The sequence below is a fragment of the Rhodoferax sp. genome (assembly GCF_028714215.1).
Lineage (GTDB): Bacteria > Pseudomonadota > Gammaproteobacteria > Burkholderiales > Burkholderiaceae_C > Rhodoferax.
Genome location: NZ_JAQTMS010000012.1, coordinates 63,507 through 88,251 on the forward strand (window position 1 = coordinate 63,507; position 24,745 = coordinate 88,251).

General features: G+C 59.8%; 18 protein-coding genes. 5 read left to right on the forward strand and 13 right to left on the reverse strand.

The window, feature by feature from the left end:
* Positions 1-15: 15 nt before the first annotated feature.
* From PHS32_RS08045 to PHS32_RS08105, 13 genes are all read right to left on the reverse strand, one after another.
* The gene (locus PHS32_RS08045) at positions 16-3,159 is read right to left on the reverse strand and encodes an error-prone DNA polymerase (RefSeq protein ID WP_301078400.1); all 3,144 of its coding nucleotides are present in this window, start codon (positions 3,157-3,159) and stop codon (positions 16-18) included.
* The gene (locus PHS32_RS08050; RefSeq protein WP_301078401.1) at positions 3,143-4,456 is read right to left on the reverse strand and encodes a DNA polymerase Y family protein; all 1,314 of its coding nucleotides are present in this window, start codon (positions 4,454-4,456) and stop codon (positions 3,143-3,145) included. The genes PHS32_RS08045 and PHS32_RS08050 overlap by 17 nt, the downstream gene beginning before the upstream one ends.
* Positions 4,425-5,177: a translesion DNA synthesis-associated protein ImuA gene (imuA, locus tag PHS32_RS08055; protein ID WP_301078402.1), complete on the reverse strand. Its 753-nt coding sequence runs from the start codon at positions 5,175-5,177 to the stop codon at positions 4,425-4,427. The genes PHS32_RS08050 and imuA overlap by 32 nt, the downstream gene beginning before the upstream one ends.
* A 177-nt stretch (positions 5,178-5,354) precedes the next feature.
* Positions 5,355-7,709, reverse strand: coding sequence for a secretin N-terminal domain-containing protein (locus PHS32_RS08060; protein ID WP_301078403.1), 2,355 nt, complete (start codon positions 7,707-7,709; stop codon positions 5,355-5,357).
* 34 nt (positions 7,710-7,743) lie between these two features.
* Positions 7,744-8,274, reverse strand: coding sequence for a hypothetical protein (locus tag PHS32_RS08065; RefSeq protein ID WP_301078404.1), 531 nt, complete (start codon positions 8,272-8,274; stop codon positions 7,744-7,746).
* Between the two features lies 1 nt (position 8,275).
* The gene (locus PHS32_RS08070) at positions 8,276-8,869 is read right to left on the reverse strand and encodes a hypothetical protein (protein ID WP_301078405.1); all 594 of its coding nucleotides are present in this window, start codon (positions 8,867-8,869) and stop codon (positions 8,276-8,278) included.
* On the reverse strand, positions 8,866-9,969 hold the full coding sequence (locus PHS32_RS08075; RefSeq protein WP_301078406.1) for a hypothetical protein: 1,104 nt from the start codon (positions 9,967-9,969) through the stop codon (positions 8,866-8,868). Before PHS32_RS08075 ends, PHS32_RS08070 begins: the two co-directional genes overlap by 4 nt.
* Entirely contained in the window at positions 9,932-11,005 is a 1,074-nt protein-coding gene (locus tag PHS32_RS08080; RefSeq protein WP_301078407.1) for a type II secretion system protein GspK, read from the reverse strand. The genes PHS32_RS08075 and PHS32_RS08080 overlap by 38 nt, the downstream gene beginning before the upstream one ends.
* Positions 11,002-11,688, reverse strand: a complete 687-nt coding sequence (locus PHS32_RS08085) for a prepilin-type N-terminal cleavage/methylation domain-containing protein (RefSeq protein ID WP_301078408.1) — start codon at positions 11,686-11,688, stop codon at positions 11,002-11,004. The genes PHS32_RS08080 and PHS32_RS08085 overlap by 4 nt, the downstream gene beginning before the upstream one ends.
* Positions 11,685-12,203: a prepilin-type N-terminal cleavage/methylation domain-containing protein gene (locus PHS32_RS08090; RefSeq protein ID WP_301078409.1), complete on the reverse strand. Its 519-nt coding sequence runs from the start codon at positions 12,201-12,203 to the stop codon at positions 11,685-11,687. The genes PHS32_RS08085 and PHS32_RS08090 overlap by 4 nt, the downstream gene beginning before the upstream one ends.
* A complete protein-coding gene (locus PHS32_RS08095) occupies positions 12,136-12,573 on the reverse strand; it encodes a prepilin-type N-terminal cleavage/methylation domain-containing protein (protein WP_301078410.1) in 438 nt (145 codons plus the stop codon). Before PHS32_RS08095 ends, PHS32_RS08090 begins: the two co-directional genes overlap by 68 nt.
* 11 nt (positions 12,574-12,584) lie before the next feature.
* Complete coding sequence (gspG, locus tag PHS32_RS08100) at positions 12,585-13,046, reverse strand: type II secretion system major pseudopilin GspG (RefSeq protein WP_301078411.1); 462 nt, start codon at positions 13,044-13,046, stop codon at positions 12,585-12,587.
* 24 nt (positions 13,047-13,070) lie between these two features.
* A complete protein-coding gene (locus PHS32_RS08105) occupies positions 13,071-14,291 on the reverse strand; it encodes a type II secretion system F family protein (RefSeq protein WP_301078412.1) in 1,221 nt (406 codons plus the stop codon).
* 256 nt (positions 14,292-14,547) lie between these two features.
* On the opposite strand from PHS32_RS08105, the gene PHS32_RS08110 reads away from it, so the two are divergent.
* The 5 genes from PHS32_RS08110 (at position 14,548) to PHS32_RS08130 (ending at position 24,744) form a co-directional block, all read left to right on the forward strand.
* Positions 14,548-16,212 (forward strand): hypothetical protein, encoded by a 1,665-nt coding sequence (locus tag PHS32_RS08110; RefSeq protein ID WP_301078413.1) that lies wholly within the window; start codon positions 14,548-14,550, stop codon positions 16,210-16,212.
* Positions 16,213-16,820: 608 nt separating this feature from the next.
* Positions 16,821-18,500 (forward strand): GspE/PulE family protein, encoded by a 1,680-nt coding sequence (locus tag PHS32_RS08115; protein ID WP_301078414.1) that lies wholly within the window; start codon positions 16,821-16,823, stop codon positions 18,498-18,500.
* A complete protein-coding gene (locus PHS32_RS08120) occupies positions 18,493-19,311 on the forward strand; it encodes an ABC transporter permease (RefSeq protein WP_301078415.1) in 819 nt (272 codons plus the stop codon). Before PHS32_RS08115 ends, PHS32_RS08120 begins: the two co-directional genes overlap by 8 nt.
* Positions 19,274-20,695 (forward strand): ABC transporter ATP-binding protein, encoded by a 1,422-nt coding sequence (locus PHS32_RS08125; protein WP_301078416.1) that lies wholly within the window; start codon positions 19,274-19,276, stop codon positions 20,693-20,695. Before PHS32_RS08120 ends, PHS32_RS08125 begins: the two co-directional genes overlap by 38 nt.
* On the forward strand, positions 20,692-24,744 hold the full coding sequence (locus PHS32_RS08130; protein ID WP_301078417.1) for a glycosyltransferase: 4,053 nt from the start codon (positions 20,692-20,694) through the stop codon (positions 24,742-24,744). The genes PHS32_RS08125 and PHS32_RS08130 overlap by 4 nt, the downstream gene beginning before the upstream one ends.
* Position 24,745 lies beyond the last annotated feature (1 nt).

Genomic DNA, 24,745 nt, shown 5'->3' on the forward strand with positions numbered 1-24,745 from the left:
CGCAGCAACTCTGGCTCAATGAAACTCCCGACTGACCGTCGTCAACCCGCCCAGCAAAGGTGTCAGGTCTTTGAGCCGCTTGGCGATCAGGTGGCGCACCTCACCCCCACTCTCCTCATCGCGTTGCCAGACTCCGTAAACCGCCATCAGGCGTGAGCGCATCAGCTCGGTGCGTTGTCTGTCCCGAAGAGATTTCCAGACAATCACATTGACGCTACCGGTCTCATCCTCTAGCGTGACGAACACAACGCCTTTGGCGGTTTGGGGTTGTTGGCGCATGATGACAATGCCGCAGGCGCGCACCAGTCGTCCGCTGGGCAGATCCCGCAGTTGGGCCGCCGTCAGCAGCTTCTCTTTGGCCAGTTGGGCGCGCAGCAGCGACATGGGGTGGGACCTTAAAGTAAATCCCACTGCGGCGTAATCGAAGACCACTTCTTCGCCTTCACTGGCCGCCGGCAACACCAAGGCGTCTTCTGCGACCGGCACCGCCCGCAACAGGCCGGGCGCCGGCTTCAAGGCAGCGGCCTGCCAGACCTGCTGGCGGCGGTGGCCCGACAGGCTGATCAGTGCATCGGCACTGGCCAGCGCCCTGAGATCGCCTTGATCGAGTTCAGCGCGCAAAGCCAGGTCTTCGGTGCTGGTAAAAGCTGCCACAGTACGCGCGGCGACGATGCGCTGCGCGGCAACTTCGGCCAGACCGCTGACCAGGCGCAGGCCCAAACGAACAGCCGACGCTTCCAGTGTGCAATCCCAATCACTGTGCCGCACATCCACCGCCCTGACCTGCACGCCATGGCGCTGCGCGTCCTGCACCAGTTGCGCGGGGCCATAGAAGCCCATCGGCTGGCTGTTGAGCATAGCCACCAGGTAGCAGGCCGGCTCGTGCTGCTTGAGCCAGCAACTGACATAGACCAGCAGCGCAAAACTGGCGGCATGGCTCTCGGGGAAACCGTATTCGCCAAAGCCCTCGATCTGTTTGAAGATGTTGTCGGCAAATTCCTGCGCGTAGCCACGCGCCACCATGCCGCCCACCATGCGCTCATAAAAATGGTGCACGCCGCCCTTGCGCTTCCAGGCCGCCATGGAGCGGCGCAAGCTGTCGGATTCACCGGCACTGAAACCGGCCGCCAGCATGGCGATCTGCATCACCTGCTCCTGAAAAATCGGCACACCCAGGGTGCGCTTCAGGGCTTCTTCGAGGGCCGGGCTGGGGTACACCACTTGATCCCGGTGCTCGCGCGCCTTCAGGTAGGGGTGCACCATGCCGCCCTGGATCGGGCCCGGGCGCACGATCGCCACTTCGATCACCAGATCGTAATAACAGCGCGGTTTGAGGCGCGGCAGCATGCTCATCTGCGCCCGGCTCTCGATCTGGAACACGCCCACCGTATCGGCCTTGCAGATCATGTCGTAGGTGGCTGTGTCTTCTGCGGGAATATCCTGCATCCTGAACCTGCTGCCGCGCTGCGCACTGATGAGGTCCAGGCAGCGCCGAATGGCGCTGAGCATGCCCAGGGCCAGCACATCGACCTTGAGCAGGCCCATGGCATCCAGATCGTCCTTGTCCCACTGGACAATGCTTCGCTCGGGCATGGCCGCGTTCTCCACCGGCACCAGGCGCGTCAGCTTGCCTTGGGTCAGCACAAAGCCACCCACATGCTGGCTGAGGTGGCGCGGGAAGCGCTGTAACTGGGTGCTCAGTTGCAGCCAGCGTTGCAACTGACTCTCGGGCGGCGGCACATAGCGTGGGCCCAAGTGCTCCAGCGCCGACTGCAAGCGCTCGGCCAGCACCTCGCGGCTGTACATGCCGGGGTGCTCCTTGGCCAACGCCGTGATCAGGGCTTCATCGATGGCCAGCGCACGCCCGACGTCGCGCAAGGCACTGCGCGGCCGGTAGCTGACCACCACCGCCGTCAAAGCGGCGCGCTCGCGCCCGTATTTGGCATAGATGTACTGGATCACCTCCTCGCGCCTGTCATGTTCAAAGTCGACATCGATATCGGGCGGCTCATTGCGCTCACGGCTGATAAAGCGTTCAAACAGCATGGCCGTGCGGGAGGGGTCGACTTCGGTGATGCCCAGGCAATAACAGACCGCGGAGTTGGCGGCCGAGCCACGCCCCTGGCACAGGATATCGCGGCTGCGGGCAAAGGCCACGATGTCGTGCACGGTCAAAAAATACATCTCATACTTAAGCTCGGAAATCAGCGCCAGTTCATGCTCGATTTGCTGTTGCACCGTGCTGCCTAGGCCCTGCGGATAACGCTTGACGGCCCCCTCCAGCGTGAACTGGCGCAGGGTTTGCGCCGCTGTCAGACCGGGCAGCATGGTCTCCAGCGGGTACTGGTAGCGCAACTGGTCGAGGCTGAAGTGGCAACGCTGTGCCACAAGCAAGGTGTTAGCTAGCAGTTCCGGCGGGTAGATGGCGGCCAGGCGCTGGCGTGAGCGCAGATGCGCTTCGGCGTTGGGCTGCAGTGCAAAGCCGCATTCCGACACCGGTTGCCCCAGGCGCACTGCGGTCATCACGTCCTGTAGCGGCTTGCGCGAACGCAAGTGCATGTGCACGTTGCCGCTCGCCACCAGCGGCACGCCGCTGAGCCGTGAAACCTGCTGCAACTTGTGCAGCCAAAGCGCATCGTCCAGCCCCAGCAGCAACTCCACGCTCAACCACAGGTGCGAAGCGAAAAGACTTCTGGAGCGGATGGCGATGGCGCAAGCAGTTTCGAAATTGACCACCGACGGGAATGCCAGCAAAACCTCACAACCGCCCAACATGGCCCAGGGCGCGTCTTGCCAGCTCACGTGGTAGCGGCCTTTGGGCGCCGAGCACCGCGCCAGGGTGATGAATTCGCACAAATCGCCCCAACCCGGCAAATCGCGCGGCAAGGCGATTACAGTGAAACCGGCCGCGCTGCCAGTGCCCGCCAGCACAAACTCGGCGCCGGGCAGCAGCTTCAAGCCCAGTTTTTTTGCCTCGGTGTGGGCGCGCACCAGACCCGCCACCGAACACTCGTCGGTGATTGCCAGCGCCGCATAGCCCAGCGCAGCGGCACGCGCCACCAGTTCCTCGGGGTGCGAGGCACCGCGCTGAAAGCTGAAGTTGCTCAGGCAATGCAACTCGGCGTAGGCCGGCAAAAGAGTCTCAGGCAAACAGGCCATGCAAATACCAATGGGCGTCAGCGTCGGCGCCCGCCCCGGCCAGACGCTCGCGATAAATCCACAACAGGCCGGCCTGCTCGCTGCGCGCCAGAAAATAGTCGCGCAGGGCGCAGTCTGTGCCAGCCCAGCCATCGGCCTCCAGCCGCTGCGGGCCGGCCAGCAGCGTCAACGGGCCGGGATAGTGCGGACGCTGGCCGCGCACCACCAGTTGCTGCGGCGTGGCCAGCAGCCAAGTCGGGTAAAGCGCCTCTTGTTTGAAGCTTTTTTTATCTCCTGCCCGCGCACCGCTGGCCGCAGCGGGGCTTAACTGTGTGGCATCCAATAGCGCTTGCCAGGCCTGCATCCGCTCCGGCCGGTGCTCGCAGTGGCCTTGCACCTGCAACACTTGCTGCGCGCCCAAACGGGCGCTCAGGCGCTCCATCATCTGCTGCAGGCTGTCACCGGCAGCTTGTTCGGTGGGCAGCAAACAGCCTGTTGCAGCGCGCAGCTTTTCGGTCTCCAGGGAACGCAAGCGCAGGTACAACACCGGCGCCGGCAAGCTGACGTGCGCCAGCTGTTCGGCCAGCAAACGTTGCAGGTGGGTCATGTCAGCGCTGGGCTCGGCGCTGCGCAACACCAGTTCGCCGTGGCTGGCGGTATGGCGCCGGGCGTCCATGGTCCAGCTCAATTCCAACGCCAGCACACCCCAGTGGCGCAACTGCAGCCACAGTTGCAATTGATTGAGCAAGCGGCGCGCACCAAACAGCAACGCTGCCGCCGTCTCCACCTGCGCGGCAAGCTCCAGCGTGGCTTCAAACCTGTCGGGCATCTGTAGCCAGGGATAGAGGTCGGGCCCCTGCCCGTAGGCGCGGTCCAGTGCGTCAAGCAGGCTGGCACCAAAGCGCCGCGCCACACCATCCCGCGGCAACCCGCGCAATTGGCCCCAGCGGCTGCAACCAATTTGCGCCAATGTGGTCAGATGCGGACGCGCCGCCGCCAGTGTCGCCAGCGGCAGGTCGTCGGGCGTTGTTTTAATTTCAGGTTGCACCGCTTGCAGCCGCGCCAACGCTATTAAAGACGTCGCACCACGTGCGTATTTGACATTCGCTACCGGCTTGTCTGATGCATAAATTTGACGCAGCAAGGGCGTTCTGCCACCCCACAGGCGCTCGCTGGCAGACAGCTCCAGCAACAGTGCGTCACCGACACGCGCCACCTTGGGTGTGAACTGCAAAGCCCACCAGCCCAGGGCCGAGCCGTGGTCGAGCAATTCAGGCGACTGGCTTTCAGGCAAGGCTTGCAGTGCGACCCAGAGCATCGTCCCCCTCCTGCAAAAATCCGTTGTGGCGCGCCCCTCGGGCGGCCGGCCCTGGCGCAGCAACACTCGTATCGCCACGGTGCATTGCCAGCAAGGCAGCCAGCCGTGCCGGACGGGCCGGTAGCGACAAGGGCTGATCGAGCGGCGGGCCGCGCCGTTTGAGAATGTGCAGCAAGAGTGCGTCACTGTCGGGCTGGGTCGATGCCAGCAACCGCAGCACGGCCGGCGAGGACTCGCTCTGCGCCTGGGTCGGGCGCATGACAAATAGGAGCTTGCCGTGCCCTTGCGCGGCCATTTGCAAGCGCCGCAATTGTTCCGGGCGCACCTGCGACAACCAGACCAGCACCGCCAGCACGCCAGCGCAGCGCAAAGCCTGTTCCGCCGCCCACAGGCGCTCATCCGGCGCGCTGGCGAGTACCCACAAAAGCCGCCGCGCATCGAGTCCCTGGGCCGCCAGGCCGGGCTCAAACGGGACATGCGGTGGACCCACCAACACCACCGGACCGGCGACAAGTGTGCCATCGCTCACTCTCAAAGCGGGCATTAGCAGGCGCCACTCGTTGCGCTGACCTGGCGGTTGCAAAATTTCGCAGATGGCGCCGACCGGCCAGCCAGCGCCTGGCAACTGGGCATCCAGTGCGGCATGACCGGTGGCCAGCGTGGCCCCGGCGGCGCAACCCAGTTCAGTGGCACGCCAAACGGCAGCACCAAAGTCAGGCAAAGAATCAGACCGGAGACCGGACAGCATGGCAAATCACGCCAATTCATGACGTTTACTGTATAAATTAACAGTATAGTGATTTATCGGCCGCAACCGCGCCTTTTCGATTTGAACAATGACAAGTTTGTCGTACCGGCTCAATCCTGAGCAGGTGACCAGCGTCTGTTTTCTTCGTCGCTATTGGCGTGTTGCGCGCCGCAACTCCTCAAGCAAGGCCGGATCGGTTACCGGTTTTCCGGGGCCTCCCTCGCCCTGCATGGGTGCTTGTTGTGGAGCGGCGATCTTGGCTTTGTCGGACTCTTTCACTTGAGGCACACCGCCAGTCACCGGGGATGCATTCCCCGGCGATATCGTCGATTTTCCGCCAGTTGCAGCATCACCAGATCGCCTTGAGGCCACCGCTGGCACTTCTATGACCATTGGATCCGTTTGGCGTGGCACAGGGACATCACCAACCTGCGGCTCGGAGGTCGGCGATGCTGGTATCGCTGGCACTGCTTCAGGCACCGACCTGAGTGATGGGTCCGTCTTCAACGGCGCAACCCTGTCGGGTGACGCCAACCACTGGCTCAGTGTTCGCCGGAAACTGTCAGTGATCGCCTCTCCCTCAAAATCATCATTCAGAATATACGCTGTAATCAGGATCACCAACTCTGTCTTGTTGGAACTGTCTTTCTGCGTCTTGAACAGGTTACCGATCCCCGGCACATCTTTGAGTCCTGGAATACCGGAATTCCCATTGGTCGAGTCATTTGAAATCAATCCCGCCAACATCACTGTACCGCCATCGCGTAAAGACAGTTTGGTTTCAACCCTGCGACTCGAAATGGTGGGGCTGGTACTCACGCCGGTAGTGGTTTCGGCGGCGCTGCTCACCTCTTGCGCCACTTCCAGGTCCAGTCTGCCACCGGCCAGAATGATGGGCTTGACGCGAAGTATGACCCCGGTAGAGCGGTACTGAATGGTCTGCAAGATACCCGGAGTGGTCACCCCAGTCGCCGGCGTGCCCGACTGCTGACTGGTCACGATAGGCACTTCCTGACCGACCTGGATGGTTGCTGTTTCGGCGTTGCGCGCCAAGACCTTGGGACTGGACAATATCCGCGAATTACTCGAACTGCCGAGAAAATTCAGCAAGCCCCGAACCTGTCCCGCATTGTCAAGAAAAGACAGGCCCAAGCCCCCTGAGCCAATACCCAAAGCGCCCAAGGTGCCGCCCGTAATCACGCCCCGACTCAAGACCTGATCTGCCATTTGCCACTCCACACCAAGCTGCTCCTTGGTGCCCAGCGTCAACTCCGCCACCACCACATCAATCAATGCCGACTTGACTGGCCGATCCAACTCCTGTAGCAATGCACGCCACTGGCGGTGTTCATCCGCAGTGCCACCCTGAATGATCAGGCTGTTGGTTGCAGAATTGACGACGACTCGGCCCGCGATCTTGCCAGCACCCGCCGCTGTGGGCACAGCCGTACCCGCAGCCATCAGGTCCGCCATCGTCTTGGCGAGTGTCTGCACATCCGAATATTTCACGGGATAACTGAGAAAGCCTGCATTGCCCGTTTTGGGTGGCGCCTGGTCAACCTCAGTCGCCCACTTCACCACAAACTCCGCCACAGCCTGACTGGCGGTGAATACAAACACAGTATTTAAAGAAACCACCGGCACCATCACAATGGCGGAACTCGCTCCCCCGGCCGCCTGGCTTGTCACTGCGTAGCCCTGTGCACCCAGCACCTCACTCAAACGCGTCACCAGTTCTGTCGCATTAAGAAATGCCGGCGTCAGGCGCTTGGCAATGCGTCCGCGCATTCTGGGCGCATCCAACGCTCGCACCATCTCCAGTGCCGCACTGACGTTTTCCGGCGCACCCGATACCAAAATAGAGTTCTGGTTGGGCACGTCCTGCAACTCCACCTTGTTGCCAAACATGGTCTTGATCCAACCCATGACTTCGCTTGAGCGTGTGACTTCCAACTCAACCAAATGAAACACAGGCCTGAGTGCCGCAGGGGTTTCCGCCGAAGCACGGCCTCGCCGGAACAGTGGTAAATCCCCCCCTTTCGCATCCGCCGGATTGACGCGCACCAGCGAGTCGAATTCGGTGACCGACACACCGTAGCCCTGCAACAGCAGCTTCGCAGTTTCCGCCACCTGCCGAGCAGTCTGCGGATTGTCGCTGCGCAACGTGATGAGATCAGAGCGTTGTGCCAGCTTGGCGTCCAGCGCCACTGTTTTCTTCAGCAAATTGCCAAATACGAACTGGGTAAACGCCTTGATCGACATTTGGTCCACGTTGACCGTGACTGCTTCACCACCGGCGCCAACCGCCGTCGTCGTCGCCACGCCCGCTGCGGTGCCAGCAACTTCTGGCGTCGGGGCATTTGTCACACTCAGTCGCGGGAGATCCGCCCTGGGCGTCGTCAGTTCCTGGGCCGGTGCCTGCTCTGCGGCGGGCTCGGCGCCAAATCTCAACGTCGGCGGCAAGGCCATCGGCGGCACCGTACAACCCGCCAGCAGCAGCAGCATGACGATCCTGGTCACAAGCGAGAATTTTAGGGACTTAGAAATTATTGACATCAAAATCCAAAACAATCATTTTCCACTGATTTGCCACCCTCGTCTTCACCGTGATGCTCTTCTGATCCACGGCAACGATTTTGGCTCCATTGGGCAAAGTCTTGCCCACTTTCAAATACTCGCTGGCGCGTGGACTTGAATACTCCACAATCGCCATGCGTCCTTGCGGCGTCTCGAACACTCCGGAAATCTTCCAGAACTCGGGCGTCAGTGGCTTGGTTTTGCCATCGGGCGTGGCCACAAGCACTGGTGTAGCCTCCCAAATCCGCAACTCCCGGCTCGACCTTGCCGGCACATCACTGGCAACCTTTGCGAGTATCGGGTCGGCGGTCAACGCCACATCGGGAGCTTGTGCTCGCTGCGCCGTCTCCTTTGACGGCGGTGTTGGCGCTGACGACGTCCGTCCTTCGCCCCAGCCGACGCCATAACCCGTCGCAGTGGCCAACAGCAGCCAGAGCAAACCAGCGGCATGCCACTTGAATTCTCTAGCTTTTTGCACCCAGAGCTTGTTCATGCTATTTGCCGAACGGCTGTACCGTGGAACCCGATGTTGCGGCTTCGCTTGACAGCACATAAAAGACGATGTCCCACTCAGCCCGATTTTGCACAATATTCACACGCTCCATGCGGTACAGCAGCCCCGACTCCGCCAAGCTCCGGGCGAATGAATTCACGCCCTGCGCATCAAACCGTGCCAGCACATTAATGGCATGCGGTGCCAGCCGCGTGGACAGCCCGACCGGCGCCGCCGTTTGTGCCATGCCGCCGCTGCGCACACTGGATCGCCTAATCTGGCATTCGCTCAATCCCGAGGCTTCGCAAAACGCCTTGACCCGCTCCAGCATCGCCGCTGTGTTGTGGGCATCACTGCCGTGGCTTTGCGCCGCTGTTCGCCAAGCTTGCGCCAATGCCGCCACGGCGGCGCTATCGGCCATCGAAGGCCGCGCCGGCTGGGCCGTCGTTCGCAAACGCCGTACCTGCTGCTCCAGCGCGCGCGTCGCCTGCGCAGAGGCCGCGTTCTCGTCCTGTTGATCCAGTGTCCAGGCCAACAGCCCCACCGCCAGACTCATCAGAACCCAGGCAACAACACGTGAATAAACATTCCTCATGCGGGCGCTCCCAACCCGACCACCGCTTTCAATTTCAGCCGAAAACGAGCCAGTAGCGGGTTCGCAAAGTCAAGCAACTCGACTCGCTGCCACAGGCCAACTGCCTCAATCGCCGCAATCGCCTCATCCAGATCCACCGCCCCACCATAACCCGATACCAATCCCAGCTTGACTTCATCCCGGTCAATTACCAACTCGCGAATCAGCAGTCCACGAGCGGCCAGCGGTTCTGCCAACTGCCGTAACAGGTCATCCAATCGCACGCCACGCGTCAACTGCCGCACCTCGTTGACCCACTGCACATCCTCCGTCGACGCCCCGCCCGAACGACCCTTGGCATCGCGTGTGCCCTGATCCAGCAAGTGATCAAGTTCGGCTTGGGCTGCCAACTTCGCTTGCGCAACACGGTGCCCGCTGGCCAGTGTCCACCCCGCGTGGGCCCCCGCCAGCCCCAACGTCAACCAACCCAGTATGACCCACGCCAGCGGCGCCCTGAACCAGGCTGCCAAACCATGCACTGGCGACTCTGCACCGAATACTGGCACCGCTTGTGCCGCTTTGGCCCAGCGTCGCCGGCTGAGCACCCGTTCACGTGCCGAATCGGCCGCCTTCGATACCACTGTGTCGCCGGAAAATGCCTTCAATATTGGCTCGCCCGGCATCTCCGGCCACCACATTGCGTCCTGCAAATGTCCACCCTCAAAACGCAAAGCTTCAACCCCCGCCGCGCAGGTCTGAACCACCGTGCCTCGTGTCGGCACCTCGCCCCAAAGCGATTCCGGCAACACGCGCCAATGCGCCTTCCCCGCGCCCAACTTGAGTTGCAGGGCACTCACCATTTCTTGGGACCAAACCCACACGTGAATCTTGGCCCCCTGACGCACAAAAATTCCACCGCAGTGGGCAAATGGTGCCAGGCGGGTCACCTGCAAACCGACAAAACCGGACACTCGATGCCCAGGGACACCGCTGGCGTCGAGCGCAAAGTGCACGCAAAACTGCCGCCCCAGCACCAACACCGGCCCACGCCCCCACAGCTTGCCGGTCGGCAGCGGTAACTCTTCAGGGTTGGAAAAAAGGTAACAGGGGTACTTGCGCATCAGAAACGTTTGCTTGACCAGGGGCCACCAAGAAAAAACTTGCCAGATTATCGGTGAACCGGTAACTTGGGCCAATCGACTGCCCGTCGGCCCCGACAGATGGGGTCGGCATCCACTCGAACTGGGACAGCAAGAACGGCACCACAAGGTTATTGCTGCCCCGCTCCAGCACCAGACGGCGCGCCAATCCGCCCGTCTCCAGTGTCACAGTCAGCCGTACCTGCCCCCGGCTGCGCACTGCAAAGCGGCTGCCTCCCAAGCCAGCGCCCTCGTTTAGACTGCGATAAGCCAGCAAGTAGGGGGAAAGCAAAGGCTGCTCACGAGACTGATCGCGATCTGCCACCGCAGCCGCGGCCTGGTCCGCGGAGAGACCGACAGCTTGCAACACCGCTGCTGGTGCGGTCCACAAATTCAGCAGCGAATTGGGTGCCAGACTGACCCAGTCATTGCAGCCCCGTTTCACCCACTCCGATTTCATCTGCGTCCATCCAAACACCTGCCACAGCTCGCGCGCATCCAGCAAAGGCTGGTTGCGCGGCGCAGGCAAGCCAGCGGCAGAGTACTCGAATGCCTCCGCGCCATTGAGTCGCTTCAGTGAATCGGCGTCAATGTAATCCTGCAAGGTATCGCTCATCACATCGACCTGCTGTGGGTTGGCGCCACATAGCGCAAGCAAGCGCCGCACTTCATCCGCCCCAGAGCTGTTCAATCCGACCAGGCCTTGCATGTCCTGCAACAGCACGCTCGTCCCCTCGCCCATCTGATAACGTGTGGAACTGTCCAGCTGCAATATTCGCGGCCCCACTTGAGCACCCGCTCCCAGCGTCTTGTATGTCAATACCAGATACGCGACCTCGGCCACAGCACGCTGCTGCGCCAGCAAAAGGCGCAACCGTTCCTGCGTGTCATGGTTGGTACGGGAGACCGCCAACATGGATGTGCTTACACTGGCAATCAGAATCGTCAGTCCGGCCAGCAGCCAAAGAATTGCAGCCAGCGCAAAACCCTGATCTCGCGGCAAGCGTTGCCCTGTCACTGCGATACTCCCAGCCCAAAGGGCACTCTGAGACTGGCCTGCGCCAAGCCTGTTTGCGTCAGTCCAGCAAAGACCCACCGGTGCACAATGGACCGGCGAACACGGTCCACCACCTGTACTGCGCGCGGCAGCGCCTCATAGGTCACCGTTTCTGGAGCCGAGGTCAATGGTGGCCACACGTCGAACACTTCCCCCGCGGAATTCATGAATTGAAAGCTGACTTCCTGTTCCCAGCGTGCCAGCATGATCGCGGCGCCACCTTGAGACACCATGAACATACCCCAAGCAGCTGTGGTTGGCGCATCCTTCGATTCCAGTTTATGCACCGACAGTGTCACCGGCACTGGTCGGCCGACGTCCGCGTCCGCCTGCTCCAGCCACCAAGCCGAAAAACTGCCAGCACTGCCGCTGGCCGGCGGTTGCGCCGCCTCTGGCGCAAGCACCAAACCGTGAAAGAAGTCGTCCACCCCAAAACCGCTAACCCATTGCCGTTGCCAGCCTGCCGCGCCACGTGCGGAAGCGCGCTCGAACAAACCAATTTGAAACATCGCTTGCGAAAAAACCGTGATCACTAGTGAAAAAATCACCACCGTGAGCAAAAGCTCCAACAAAGTCAAGCCACGTTGCCGACAAGCTCTATCGCCGAGCGCAGCGTTGGCTCGTCTTTTTCCGGCCAACATCATGGCGAAACCACCAGGCCGGAAACGCCATTGAGCGTACTGCCGGCCAGCCGGTTCCAACCCGGCAAGCGGGTGTCGAACTCAACCCAGACCCGGCTGCTGCCGGACTGCAGCAACCGCACATGCACGGCAAACACCGCCAGTTCCATGCGCAGGGGACCGTCATTTGCGTCCAGCGTGGTGCGCATGGGTGTGAGCGGCCGAGATTGCCATTCCAACACAAACTCGGCAAACGCCTGCTTGCCACTGGGGCTGATCGCCGGATTGACAAGCCCCAAAAACTCCACGGCGCGCAATTGCGCAAAAGCCTTTGCCTGTTGCTCGTTAAGGCTACGCATGCGTGTATTGACCTGGTATACCCAGTCAAACAAAAGCGTGGCACTGAGCGCCAAGATAGTCAGCGCCACCAGCATTTCCAGCAGGCTGATACCGCTGTCTTGAGGACGGCGTTTAGGACCGGCTTGCAACTGCCTGTTCCCCCAGGGAAAGATCACACATCGGTGAAAGCAAGCGCACATAAACGTTCACCTGCTGCGCGACGACGGTCAACGTCGCCGTACCGGCACGACAGTAACCGGTGCGCAAAAAACGCAAATTACCGGCATCCACCAGAGTCCAGCCCGGTGGCAATACCACCCGGTAGCGTGCCGGCACCGTGGCCTGTGCCCCCAGGACCTCGGTCAGACTCAAATCCTGTCCCACAAACACCGCCACCGCTGGCAGTTGCTGCAACTGTGCCCGCACTTGAGCCAACGCTTGACGTCTTTGCAGACCAGCATACCAGCGGCTCATGTTCGGAAACACCACAGCCACCAGCAAGCCCAACAAAGTCAGGGTCACCATTACCTCAATCAAGGTAAAGCCTCGCACGACAACAGGCCCGCGCATCGGTTTTGCGCCTATTTGCTCGCAATATCGGCGGCTGTTCCCTCACCACCGGGCTGCCCGTCCGAACCCAGTGAAATGACAGAAAACTCGCGCCCATTGCGCCCTGGCAATTCATACAGAAAAGGGTTGCCCCAGCCATCCTTGGGCAAAGCGCCGTCAATGTAGGGACCTTTCCAGAGCGTGCGAACCGGCTCGGTATCGGGTTTTTGCACCAGCCAGTTCAAGCCGGCGCTGGCCGGCGGCGGCGCATTGATATCCAGCGCCATCATGGACACCGCGTTTTCCAGCAATTTGATCTGCACCTGCGTGCTCTGTACTTTCGATGTATCCACCTTGCCAAACAGCCGTGGCCCGACCAGACCTGCCAGCAGACCGATCAGCACCATCACCACCAGCATCTCCAGCAAGGTAAAGCCTGCTTGGCGCACCCGCCCGTCGCGGGACTGCAGGAGAAAAGTTTGGGATTTTTTCATTCAGATCCTTAAAGCAATCAACCATCAAATCACGTTGGTCAGGCTGGTTACAGCCAGGATCACTGAAATCATGACCCCCCCCAACACCACCGAAATCAGCAAAATGGTAACCGGCTCCAACAGTACCAGGAAGCGCTGAATACGTTGCTGGCTGGCGCTTTGGTAACGTGCAGCCAAGGTCACCAACGTCTTGTCGAGAGCGCCCGAGCGCTCGCCCACTCGCACCAGCGCCAGCGCTGGGGCATCGAGTAGGCGCTGCTCAGATAGCGCCGCCACCAAGGACTTGCCTTGACGCACCGAATCGGCAACGCGCTGTCCCTGAGCTGCCAGAACCCGAGCGCGCAAGGTACTGTTGGCCTGCGCCAATGCTTCCAACAAACCGACCCGGTGCTGTGTGAGCACAGCCAGCATGGCGCTCCAACGGTAAAGTTCGGCGTCCACCACCCACAAACCCAGCACCGGCATGCGCCCCAACAGTTCCCAAGCCCTCTGGCGCACCGATGACTGGCGCGCCGCCCACACCATCAACAACACCGCAGCAGTGACGGCCACCATCAGCGTCACGGCATGCGAGGCCAGCCACAAACCAGCATGCAGTACCCATAGACTGATCAAGGGCAAATCAGCTTTCGGATTGGCGAGAATCGTCGCAAACTTGGGCACCACAAAAACAAACACCACCAGCATCGCCAAAGCCCCGCTGCTCATCAGCACCGCCGGGTAAAGCAAGGCGTTGCGCACCTCGCGGGCGAATTTGTCGTCGGCCAGTAGTTGCTGGGCAGCGGCGCGCGCCGCACCCGCCAGGCGCCCCGTGGACTCGCCGGCCCGTACCAGTTCTGTCACATAACGCGGCAAGCCCAGCCCACTGCCAGCCAGGGCCACAGAAAATGCCACACCGCCGCGCAGACTGGTATTCATCTTGCCCAGTGCCGCACCCAAGGCCGTCAGCGCGTGTCCTTGCTGCAGGCTGTCAATGGCATCGGCCAGTGCCACGCCGGCCTCCAGAAGGGTGGCAAGCTCATCGAGTAGCCAGACGCGCTGTTGCGCCGTCACTTTCCGGTCGCTGACCGCCTTGGCGACTGTGCCGACCTCCATGGCGGTGCCCCCCGGGCTGGCGGTCCGCAAATCAAACACGCGCAGGCCCTGAGCCGCCAACGCATCCACCGCTGCTTGCGCATGCTCGGCCTGCAGCTCGCCACGGCGTCTTTGACCCGTGGCATCGGCAGCCTGGTAAAAAAAGTTCAACACAACGGGGCTACTTTCAAGGTACGGGTCTTGAGCGGAAGTTTAAGCGCAAGGGTTTTTACCAACGTTGCAAAAAAAATACAAACTCGCAAGATCTTTTGCATTCAAGACAGTTGCTCTCTGGAAAAGCGCTGATATACTGCGCTGGCGGAGGAAATGAGCTACGCGCGGTCTTGCAAAGACATGTCGAAGCTGCTTGGCCTAAGCGATTACTTATTTTCAACCCCTTTCTCATCAACTTCATGAAGGATTCGAGATGAAACAAAAAATGAAACTCGTAGCAGCAATTGTGGCGGGTATCGGCGCTATTTCTGCGCAAGCGGGTCAATTGGCTGGTAACCCCAGCACCATTTACGCAGCAGAAGCGGTTACCAATATTGCCAACGTGCCGGTTCCTACCTTCACCTATCAGACTTCCGAGCCCATTAATGGCCCGGTAGCTGGTACTAACACCATTTATGTGGTGTTCAAGGCGACTCAAGGCACATGGCGTGCCGCTACGGCAACTGCTGGCGGCGCTCCCGCTGGCATTGGCCCGGCCGCCCCCACGGTCAAGCTTTTGGCTGCTGCCTCTGGTTCGAATGCGGCGGCTGTGGCTCTGAACGGCGCCTTGGTAGTTGCTCCGGTGGTGATTAACGGCGTCACCTACACCTCCTCCGCTGGTGTCGGCGCTGGCGCCAACAACACGCTGGTGTACAGCTTCACTATCCCCACCAATGCCATTTACGGTTTGGGCTCGAACATTTATTTCGGCTCGCTGGATGCTGGCGATGTCGCCCTCTCTGACCGCATTGGGTTCCTGACTGGTTTGTCGGCTGCTCTGGGCACCGGGGCCTTTGATGACTGCGCTACTTTCACGGGCGGCGAGGTCAAGGTGAAGGCGACGCTGGGTAACTCGACTGGAGCGCAAATCGACACCATCGCGCCAAACGATCCAGAAAAGGTCTTGCTCAAGTCTGCTCTGGGCATTGCGGTGGACGTAACCGCTTCTGCCGATACGGCCAAGATTGATGCCATCGCCAATGTGAGCAAGACCTTCACCCGCACCGCTGCTGGCGGGACGGTTGAATTTGCAAACCTGGGCACCGTCAAGATGACCAATGCCGTCCCGGCAACGACCAACCTGACCGGTGGCGCTTACAACGTGGCAGCAATTCAAATTGCTGCCAACACCTTGGAAGTGACTGTCAATGGTGACTTCACTGGTCAGACCGCTGCTGGCTTGTTGTCGCTGAACTCGGCTGCAACCTGTGCAGTGGGTACTACCATTGCTGGCGGTACTACAACACTGAATCTCGCCAAGACCGTGGCAACGCTGACCTACCCGATGAACACTGCCGGCTTGCCTGGTACTGGCGTCGCGAGCTATGTTTGCTACACGCCTATCGGAACGGTTGCATTGAATCCTGCGGCCTTCACGGCGAGCGTGAAACTGATTGATGCCACACCGGCAGCCTTCAACTACGGCAAACTGGCGGTTGGCGCATCTTGCCCAGCAGTCACGTTTACCTCGTCCCTCAATGCATCGCGCGTGATCGTGCGCAACTACAGCCCGGCGGCTGCCAATGCCTACGGCTGGAACCAGTATACCCGCGTGATCAACTCCGGATCACAAGACGCCGGTGTGACGGGATTCTATCTCTATGGCGACGGTAGCATGGGGACCGAGAAGTCGATCGCTGCATTGGTGAAGAAGGCGGGCAGTGTCACCTTGTCGAACACGGCGATCGAAGCCCTGTTGGGCGCACCGGTGCAACCGGCCGGCGTGACCACCAACCCACGTCTGGTGATCCAGGCTCCGACCAGCTCGCTGCGCGTGCAGAACTACATTGTTCAGCCTAATGGTGCATGGTTTGAAGCATCTGCCGGTCAGAACGAAATCGGTTCCGGCGCAGTCACCTTCACAGGCACTCAAGAATAATCAACTTGCCTGATTTGAAAAAAGGCCCTTCGGGGCCTTTTTTCTTGGTGGCTACAACATTCGCTGACGGGCATGATGATGCGTTTATCAAACCGGGTAGTATTGCAGGATGAATAGCAGGTTTTTGTCTTGGTGTTGTTGCACTTGGCTGCGCAATATAGGATGCCTAACAGCACTTTGCTGCTTCAGTTTGGCCTGGACGCAAACTGTGGACCCCCCCCCCGTACCAAAGGCTTGGCAAGGTTTGGGAATCAATCTCTGGCCCGCGCCGTCACCCTCTCTCGCTCTCTTGTTCGATGAGATTGTGTTACCCGGCACAGTGAAGATGCGCTTGGGCAGTGAGGTGCAGTTCACACAGAAATTGGTACTCTTTGCCTACCCGCCGGGAGCCCCAGAAGCTATGACTCAATTGGCCAGCTATTCCGTCACGGCGAAGACACCCGCGAAGATATCGTTCGACTATCAGGCCAGCCAAACTCGCAATGTCGTTTTATTGGCCCAGACCCCTGGCGGCTGGCTCAGGGTCGAACGCCAACTCAAGGTGGGGCACACACCGTGATCGCAGCGCCATGGTAAATCCGCATATAACCGAGACCGTTGATTGCTTAATGGATGAGTGGGTGCAGCGCTGCCTTCAACAGCATGGGCTGCTCTCAGCCTCGGCCTTGCAGAGTGTGCTTCACATTCAGCAGACCAGCGCTCAGACCAGCTCTTTACTAAGCTTGCTGCTGCGCACCGGTGCCGTTGCGGAGCAGGGTGCTTTTGTCGCTTTGGCTCAATCTGCTGGCTTGCCCCTGATCAACCGCGAGGTATTCCGGGAATCGTTTGCGGAAAGTGTACAAGCGGCTCAGGCCATGGGCCTGAGCCCCACCTGGTGCAAAGACCAACGCCTTGCGTTTCTGCCCAACGGTGAGAGTCACTGGCGGGTCTTGCTCGCTGGCGCACCTAGCCCGGTAGCGCGCGAGCTGTTGGCCCAATTGCGCATGCGGCATGGCAGTGTGCTTGAGTTCGCGCTGGTTGCGACAAGCGACTTTCTGGCCTGCCACGAGCAGTCTGCGCAGGCAGAGACTCAGTTTGGTGGCAGCCTGGACTTGCAGCACTTGAAGGAGCTGGCTGAAGAGGGGCCGGTGATCGAGCTGGTGAATTCCGTACTCTCCAGGGCGGTCAGCCTGCGCGCTTCCGATGTGCACCTGGAACCAGCAGAAAAGGGTTTTGATGTTCGCCTGCGCGTGGATGGCAGTATGGTGGAACTGGAGCATTACACCAGCATCCCCTACGAGGCGGTGGTGTGCCGTGTCAAGATTTTGTCGGTGATGGACATCGCCGAACGCCGCCTGCCGCAGGACGGCCGCTTGGATGCCCGTGTCAACGGCATCAATTTTGACGTGCGGGTTTCGGTGATACCGACTGCGCGCGGCGAATCTGTCGTCTTGCGCCTGCTGCGCCAGGAGCGCATGCCTCAAAGTTTGCTTGACCTAGGCATGTCTGACGCTGACGCGCACCTGCTGGAACGTTGGCTGCGCTTGCCGAATGGCCTGGTGCTGGTTACCGGCCCCACGGGTTCTGGCAAGAGCACCACGCTGTACACCACGATTGATCTGCTCGGGCGACGCACCGACAAGATCGTCACTGTGGAAGACCCGGTTGAGTACAAGCTGAACGGCATCAGCCAGATTCAGGTGAACGCAGAAATCGGACTGGACTTTGCGCAGGCCTTGCGCTCCATCTTGCGGCACGACCCGGACGTGATCTTGGTCGGCGAAATTCGCGATGGGACGACCGCGCAGATTGCCACCCAGGCGGCATTGACCGGACACTTGGTACTATCAACCCTGCATACGAACACGGCCGCTGGCGCCGTGACGCGATTGCTGGACATGGGGGTCGATTCATTTTTGCTGGCCGACAGTCTGAAAGGTGTGATGGCACAGCGCCTGGTGCGACGCCTGTGCCCAAGCTGCGCCGCGCCACAAACTCCAATTCCCGACGCAGTGTCGCAGCGCCTGCATCGCGCGGGTGTAACCCAACCCAAAGTGATGCAGGCAGCGGGCTGTCCGCGCTGCAATCAAACAGGCTTTCTGGGACGAATCGGGATTTACGACTTGATCGCATTCGACAATGCGTTGGCCGCGCAGATCAAGCCGGGCATTACGGCACGCGACATTGAGCAGGCGTTTCACGCAAGCCAACAAAGCATGGCCTGGGCGGATGGCTGGCGCAAAGTGGGGGCCGGGCTGACCACGGTGGAAGAGATCATCGGCAACACGACCGAGGTGGCGCTTGCGTAGAGCTGCGGCGGGCGGGCCGCTGCTGGCTTTTGTGCGTCTGGCGACGAGTCAGCGCGCACTGATCGGCACCATGGTGCGGCGCGAAATTGCCAGTCGCTACCAGGGCACCGCGGTAGGCTGGGTGTGGGCGGTGGTGCAGCCACTGGTGACCCTGACGGTTTACACAGTGGTTTTTGGCCTGATCCTGAAAGTGCGCTGGACACAGGGCGGTGGCCCGTTTGAATTTGCGCTGGTGTTGTTTGCCGGGTTGATGGTGTTCGGTTTTGTCGCCGACGCCCTGACACGCGCGCCGTTGGCTGTCGCGGCGTATCCGAACTACGTGAAGAAGGTGGCCTTCCCGCTACAGGTGCTGGTCTGGCAACTGGTGGGAGCCGCGGCATTTCAGTTACTGGTGAACTTGGCGATGTGGCTGATTTTCTATGTTCTGCTGACGCATCAGGCGCATTGGTCATGGCTTTGGCTGCCCTTGCTGGCGCTTCCCTTGGTGCTGCTGGTGACGGGGCTCAGTCTGGCGCTGTCTGCAACTGGCGTCTTTGTGCGTGACTTGGCGCAGGCCATGGGCCCGGTGATGATGATTGTGTTGTACCTGTGTCCGGTTTTCTACAGCACCAGCATGGTCCCATCAGAACTAGCCGATCTGATGCGACTGAACCCCCTGGCACCCATCATCGAGCAATGGCGCGCCAGTTTGTTCGGCCAAGCCATGAATTGGCTCGATGTCGGCCTCTTCAGTATGTACGCCATGCTGGCGATGGCGTTTGGCGCGTGGTTGTTTGAACGCACCCGCCCTGGATTCGCAGACGTGCTCTGAACGGCTTGTGGCGGCGATCATGCATTCTATTGAATCGGACACGCACCGACCCCGGGTACGGGTGCAAAACCTATCGAAGACCTATTCCACCGCGGTCCACCCCGGCTGGCGCTTTTGGGATTTGATTCTGAACCGCGCCAGCAAAGGTGAGCAGTTTGTTGCGCTCAGGAACGTCAGTCTGGAGCTGCCACCAGCGCACACACTGGGCTTGGTGGGACGCAATGGCTCAGGCAAGTCCACCCTGCTACAGATCCTGTGCGGCACCTTGACTCCCAGTTCGGGCCAAGTCCGTGTGGAGGGAAAGATTGCCGCGTTACTGGAGCTGGGCAGCGGCTTCAATCCAGAGTTCACAGGACGCGACAACGTTTTTCTGAACGGCAGCTTGCTGGGCATGACACGACGCGAGATTGAACTGGCGTTTGACAGCATTTGCGCCTTCGCTGAGATCGGTCACTACATTGACCAGCCTGTCAAGACTTATTCCAGCGGCATGTTTGTCCGATTGGCGTTTGCCGTTGTCATTCATACCAAGCCCGACCTGTTGGTCGTTGATGAAGCGCTGGCAGTTGGTGACGCGCGCTTTCAGGCCAAGTGCCTGAATGCGATCAGACAGCTCAAGGCCGGCGGTGTTGCGATTGTGCTGGTGACCCACGACGTCGCGATGGTGCGCCAGATCTGTGATTCGGCGGTGTGGCTCCACGAGGGCGCGGTGATGATGCAGGGCGACGTGAACCAGGTCACTTCGGCCTACACGCAGCACTTGTTTTCCGGTGAAGAATCAAGCGCCGAAAGATCAAGTGCGGTGCCAGCTTTGCTTGGCGATGGCCCACCAGACGCAGCATCCCCCCATCCGGATTTCGATCAGGTACCGGTGACTGCGTGGCAGCCCAACTTGCCACCGCTGAGTCGCTGGGGCTCAATGTCTGGCGCGCTGACTGGTTGTTTGATCCGTGGCAGCGCGGGGTTTCCCATTCAAACATGGCAGGGCTGTGAGACGGTTGCCATCAGCGTGCGTTTTCGACTGACACGGCCGGTGCCACTGGAGACGCTGTCGGTAGCACTGGCGATCAAGGACGTGCGCGGTCATGATCTCTTGGTGCTGAGCTCCTGGGATCGGGGTTGGCGGTTTTCAGGGCTGTTGGTGGGGCAAGAAGAAATCGTGACTTTCAGCTTTGCCAACCCGTTGAATGCGGGAAAATACACACTGGTCACAGCGCTGGAAGACCGCCAGCAAACGACGCCACACTACTATGACTTCATTGAGGGCGCACAGTTTGTAGAAGTGCAGCATGAATCAGCTTACATGGGCCTGATGGTGATACCTGCCGAGGTGGATGGCAAATCACTGGTTCGGAAGCAATACACAGAACAGGGTATGAGATGACGGATCAGCCGCAGGTCAATTCGCCGCTTTGGTGGGAGTACTACTTCAAGAGCGAGTGGGAAGCGCATGGCGGGCGGGCGCAAACACGTGCCTTCAGCCAAGCGGCCGTCGACGGGCTCGCCGTGGAAGAGTCCTACTGGCTGGCACAAGTCGGACGCACGATGTGCGATTGGGGTTGCGCCATGGGTGATGGCGTGGCCCTGCTGGCGCAGGCGTTCCCGAGAGCCGAGGTCTGTGGCCTGGATGCGGCGCAAACGGCCATCCTGGCGGCCCGCGTGCTCTACCCGGCCCTGCGCTTTGGCTCAGTTTGGGATGAGCTGGTTGCCGAGTCGGACAAGTTCGATGCCCTGCTGTGCAGCAACTGCCTGGAACACTTTGACGATCCCAGAAGCGTGGTTGCAGAACACCTGCAACACGTTAGAGACGTTTATGTGGTGCTGGTGCCTTACCGCGAAACACCTTTGTCAGAAACTCATAGGCGCAGTTGGGACGAACACACTCTGCCTGAAGCGGTAGGCGAATTTGTGCGGCTTTATTGGAAGCTGGTTCCGATTGACCCGACAATCTGGCCAGCGGGCGAGCAATTGCTCATGGTCTACGGATCCAAGGCGTACCGAAGCCAGCGCCAAGCGCTGTCTGCGACGGCACAGGAAAAGGCGAAGTGGGACGCGATCTACGCTGACATGCCGTTGATCGACATCAGTCGGGATGATGTGGTGACCGCTTTCAACGAGGAGTTACTGGACATCTTGACACCCCTCTTGGACAGAGGAAGCAAAGTCCTTGAAGCAGGTTGCGGCGGAGGTGCACAGAGCCTGACGCTGGCGCAGCGCGGCGGGTATGAAGTGAGTTTGTTGGATTTTTCACCGAACGCGCTGGACTACGCGCGCCGTCTGTTTGCACAACACGGAGAGAGGGTTCGCACCATCGAAGCCGATGCCTTTGCAGTTGGCCCAGCAGAATATGACTTGGTATTCAATGCGGGCGTGCTTGAGCATTACAGCTTCGACGAGCAGGTGCGCTTTCTCAAAGGTATGGCGAGCCGCTCGAAGCGCTACGTGATGGTTCTGATTCCCAACCGAGCCTGCTACTGGTACTGGGTCTGGCGTATGCAGAAGGCATCCAGCGGCCAATGGCCGTATGGCAAAGAAGTGCCGCTAGTGGACATGCAGGCCATATTTGAAGCAGCTGGGCTGTGTTATCTGGGTCAATCATTCCTAGGTCGGCGCTGGAGTCAGTCGTTCGTGGAAGGACTAGAAGGCTTGTCCGACGAGTTGCGGGCCCTGATTTTGCAAGCACAGCGCAGTTCGATACTGCCTTCCCCCACGGAAGGCTATCTGGTGGCGGCGCTGGGCGCGGTAACTGCAACGGAACATTTGCCTCCGACAAATATTTGGTCGAGGGCTGGAGTGACCGAACTGAGGGTTCAAGCAGATCAAACAGCCTTGCTGGCTGACTCCATCGCCAATGTAATCAGTGCCAGTGCCGAGCTCCGGCGATCGAATCTAGAGGTAGCTCTGGTTCGCCGTGAAAGTGCCGAGCAAAGGGCTCTCTGGCAGCAGAACATGGTGCTACTGGAGGCTGCCTTGGGTGACGCCAAACAGCGAGAAGCGTCAGCCCGCGTTGAAGCAGAGCGCGCAGTGGCACAAGCACATGAGCGCAGTTTTGAAGCACAACAGGCTGCCCTACTGGCAGTACAAGAGGCGCACCAGAGGGCTCACGCGGTCCAGATAGAGGCCCTGCGCCAAATCGAATCGGTGCGGCACGATGAGGCTGCGAAAGCCCAGCTGGCAACCGACCGCATGAAGGTGGAACTCGACGCGGCTTTGGCGCAAGTCCAGGCCCAAACTCAGGAAGCCCAGACGGAATATGCCCGCCGGATAGAGATGAACCGCGTGCTGGCGCAGATGCGCAGTAGTCTTTCGTGGCGCATAACCAAACCCATGCGCCTGATCATGCGCGTGCTGCGTCACGGCTGGTTGCCACAAGACAAGGCGCGGCTGCGGCAGATCGCTAGAGCTGTATTTCACAAAATGCCGGTGCCAGTGTCGGTTCGCCATGCATTGCGCAATACGACGGTGTCGTGGCTGGGCACCCATTCACGCTCGGCTGCGCCGTCCCAGGCACCTGCCGTAACAAACACGTCTAATGAACAAGGCTGGTTCGTAGCCCACCCCACCGAAGGGCTACCCGATTATTTTTTCTGGGGGGTCATTGACTGGCATTTGCGTTACCAGCGGCCGCAGCACCTAGCTAAAGGCCTTACCGAGCACGGGCGGCGTGTATTTTATATTTCATCGGAGTTGCGCAAGGGTGAAGAGCCTAGCTTTGACTTGGAACCGCTTGATGCTTCGGGGCGTTTGTTGCAGGTATTCCTGCGGGTCAGAAAACCAATTTCAATCTACAGCCAGTTGCCAAGCGCGGAAATGCTAGTCGATCTCAGACTGAGCGTTGGAGCGTTAATGCGCCACATACAAACGGCAAACACCATTCAGGTAGTGCAACACCCCTTCTGGACCGAAGTCGCGACTGTGATTCCAAACAGCCGTTGCGCCTACGATTGCATGGACCACCATGCCGGCTTTGACAACACCGCGCCCACCATGGTGGACGCGGAGCAGTTGCTGATCCGGCGCTGCGATGACGTGACTGTGACCTCCCAGTGGTTACTGGATGAAGTTGCCAAGTACCGGCGCCCAACCCACCTTGTACGTAATGGCTGCGAGTACGATCACTTTGCGATCAAACCGGCGATTGTTTACGCCGATCCACGCGGGCGCAAGATCATCGGCTATTACGGGGCGATCGCGCCGTGGCTGGATTTGACGCTGCTGCGCTGCGTGGCGCTGGCGAACCCTGACGCGGTCATTCTCATGATTGGTGCAGACACCACTGAAGCACAGAGTCAACTGGCGGATGTACCCAACATCGAATGGGTCGGAGAGATTTCTTATGCGCAGTTGCCCTACTATGCGCATTCCTTTGACGTCGCGTTACTGCCCTTCAAGGTCATGCCGCTGACCCTCGCCACCAACCCGGTCAAGGTCTATGAGTACCTCAGTATGGGGCTGGAGGTCGTTTGCATAGAGTTGCCGGAAACACTGGCTTTTACCCAGGTCGCACAGGTAGCAGCCACCTCTGAGGCCTTTGTGGCCGCAGTCAGCGCTGCGCTGAATGCCACTATCGATCCGATCAAAATCCGCGCGCGACAGGACTTTGCCCTGTCCAATACATGGGACTGTCGCGTCGAGCAATTGCTCGGCATCTTCGAGCCGCCTGCGTTGGAGCGCAAACCGCAAATCAGCGTCGTCGTCGTGACGTATAACAACATCGACTTGACACGTGCCTGCCTGGCCAGTCTTGAGTCGAATTCACCGCTAGAGGCCCTTGAAATAATTGTTGTCGACAACGCATCAGGCGACGGCACACCGGCCATGCTACAGGAGTGGCAAGCACAAGGGCGTTGGCGCAGGCTCATCTTGAATGCAGAAAACAGGGGGTTTGCGGCAGCGAATAACCAGGGCCTGAGTCTCAGCACTGGGGATTATCTTTGCCTGTTGAATAACGATACCTACACCACTTCTGGTTGGGCAAGTACGCTGAAACGCTTCTTGCAACAACACCCCGATGTAGGTTTGGCAGGACCTGTCACAAACAACATTGGGAATGAAGCCCGCATTGACATCGAATACGCAGACATGGCAGAAATGGCACAGCAAGCCTTTCAGTACACGACGCGTCATATTGGGCAACTACTGGACCTGAAGGCGGCGGCATTCTTCTGTGTCATGCTGACTCGCAGCACGTTTGAGAAGGTGGGAAATCTGGATGAGGTATATGGCTTGGGATTCTTTGAGGATGACGATTACTGCATGCGCATCAGAAAGGCGGGGTTGCGGGTAGTGTGCGTCGAGGACGTCTTCGTGCATCACCATCTTTCGGCTTCTTTTGACAAGTTACCGTCAAAGGCGCGCCAGGATCTGATGGCAAAGAACAAGGCCTTGTACGAGTCAAAGTGGGGTAAGTGGGAACCTCATGCGTATAGATAAC

What these genes read in the sequence shown, in the direction of transcription:
- PHS32_RS08045 (WP_301078400.1), bottom strand. Translation starts at nt 3,159, where the DNA reads ATGGCCTGTTTGCCTGAGACTCTTTTGCCGGCCTACGCCGAGTTGCAT.
- PHS32_RS08050 (WP_301078401.1), bottom strand. Translation starts at nt 4,456, where the DNA reads ATGCTCTGGGTCGCACTGCAAGCCTTGCCTGAAAGCCAGTCGCCTGAA.
- PHS32_RS08060 (WP_301078403.1), bottom strand. Translation starts at nt 7,709, where the DNA reads ATGCTGCTGCTGCTGGCGGGTTGTACGGTGCCGCCGATGGCCTTGCCG.
- PHS32_RS08065 (WP_301078404.1), bottom strand. Translation starts at nt 8,274, where the DNA reads ATGAACAAGCTCTGGGTGCAAAAAGCTAGAGAATTCAAGTGGCATGCC.
- PHS32_RS08070 (WP_301078405.1), bottom strand. Translation starts at nt 8,869, where the DNA reads ATGAGGAATGTTTATTCACGTGTTGTTGCCTGGGTTCTGATGAGTCTG.
- PHS32_RS08075 (WP_301078406.1), bottom strand. Translation starts at nt 9,969, where the DNA reads ATGCGCAAGTACCCCTGTTACCTTTTTTCCAACCCTGAAGAGTTACCG.
- PHS32_RS08085 (WP_301078408.1), bottom strand. Translation starts at nt 11,688, where the DNA reads ATGATGTTGGCCGGAAAAAGACGAGCCAACGCTGCGCTCGGCGATAGA.
- PHS32_RS08090 (WP_301078409.1), bottom strand. Translation starts at nt 12,203, where the DNA reads ATGTGCGCTTGCTTTCACCGATGTGTGATCTTTCCCTGGGGGAACAGG.
- PHS32_RS08095 (WP_301078410.1), bottom strand. Translation starts at nt 12,573, where the DNA reads ATGCGCGGGCCTGTTGTCGTGCGAGGCTTTACCTTGATTGAGGTAATG.
- gspG (WP_301078411.1), bottom strand. Translation starts at nt 13,046, where the DNA reads ATGAAAAAATCCCAAACTTTTCTCCTGCAGTCCCGCGACGGGCGGGTG.
- PHS32_RS08110 (WP_301078413.1), top strand. Translation starts at nt 14,548, where the DNA reads ATGAAACAAAAAATGAAACTCGTAGCAGCAATTGTGGCGGGTATCGGC.
- PHS32_RS08115 (WP_301078414.1), top strand. Translation starts at nt 16,821, where the DNA reads ATGGATGAGTGGGTGCAGCGCTGCCTTCAACAGCATGGGCTGCTCTCA.
- PHS32_RS08130 (WP_301078417.1), top strand. Translation starts at nt 20,692, where the DNA reads ATGACGGATCAGCCGCAGGTCAATTCGCCGCTTTGGTGGGAGTACTAC.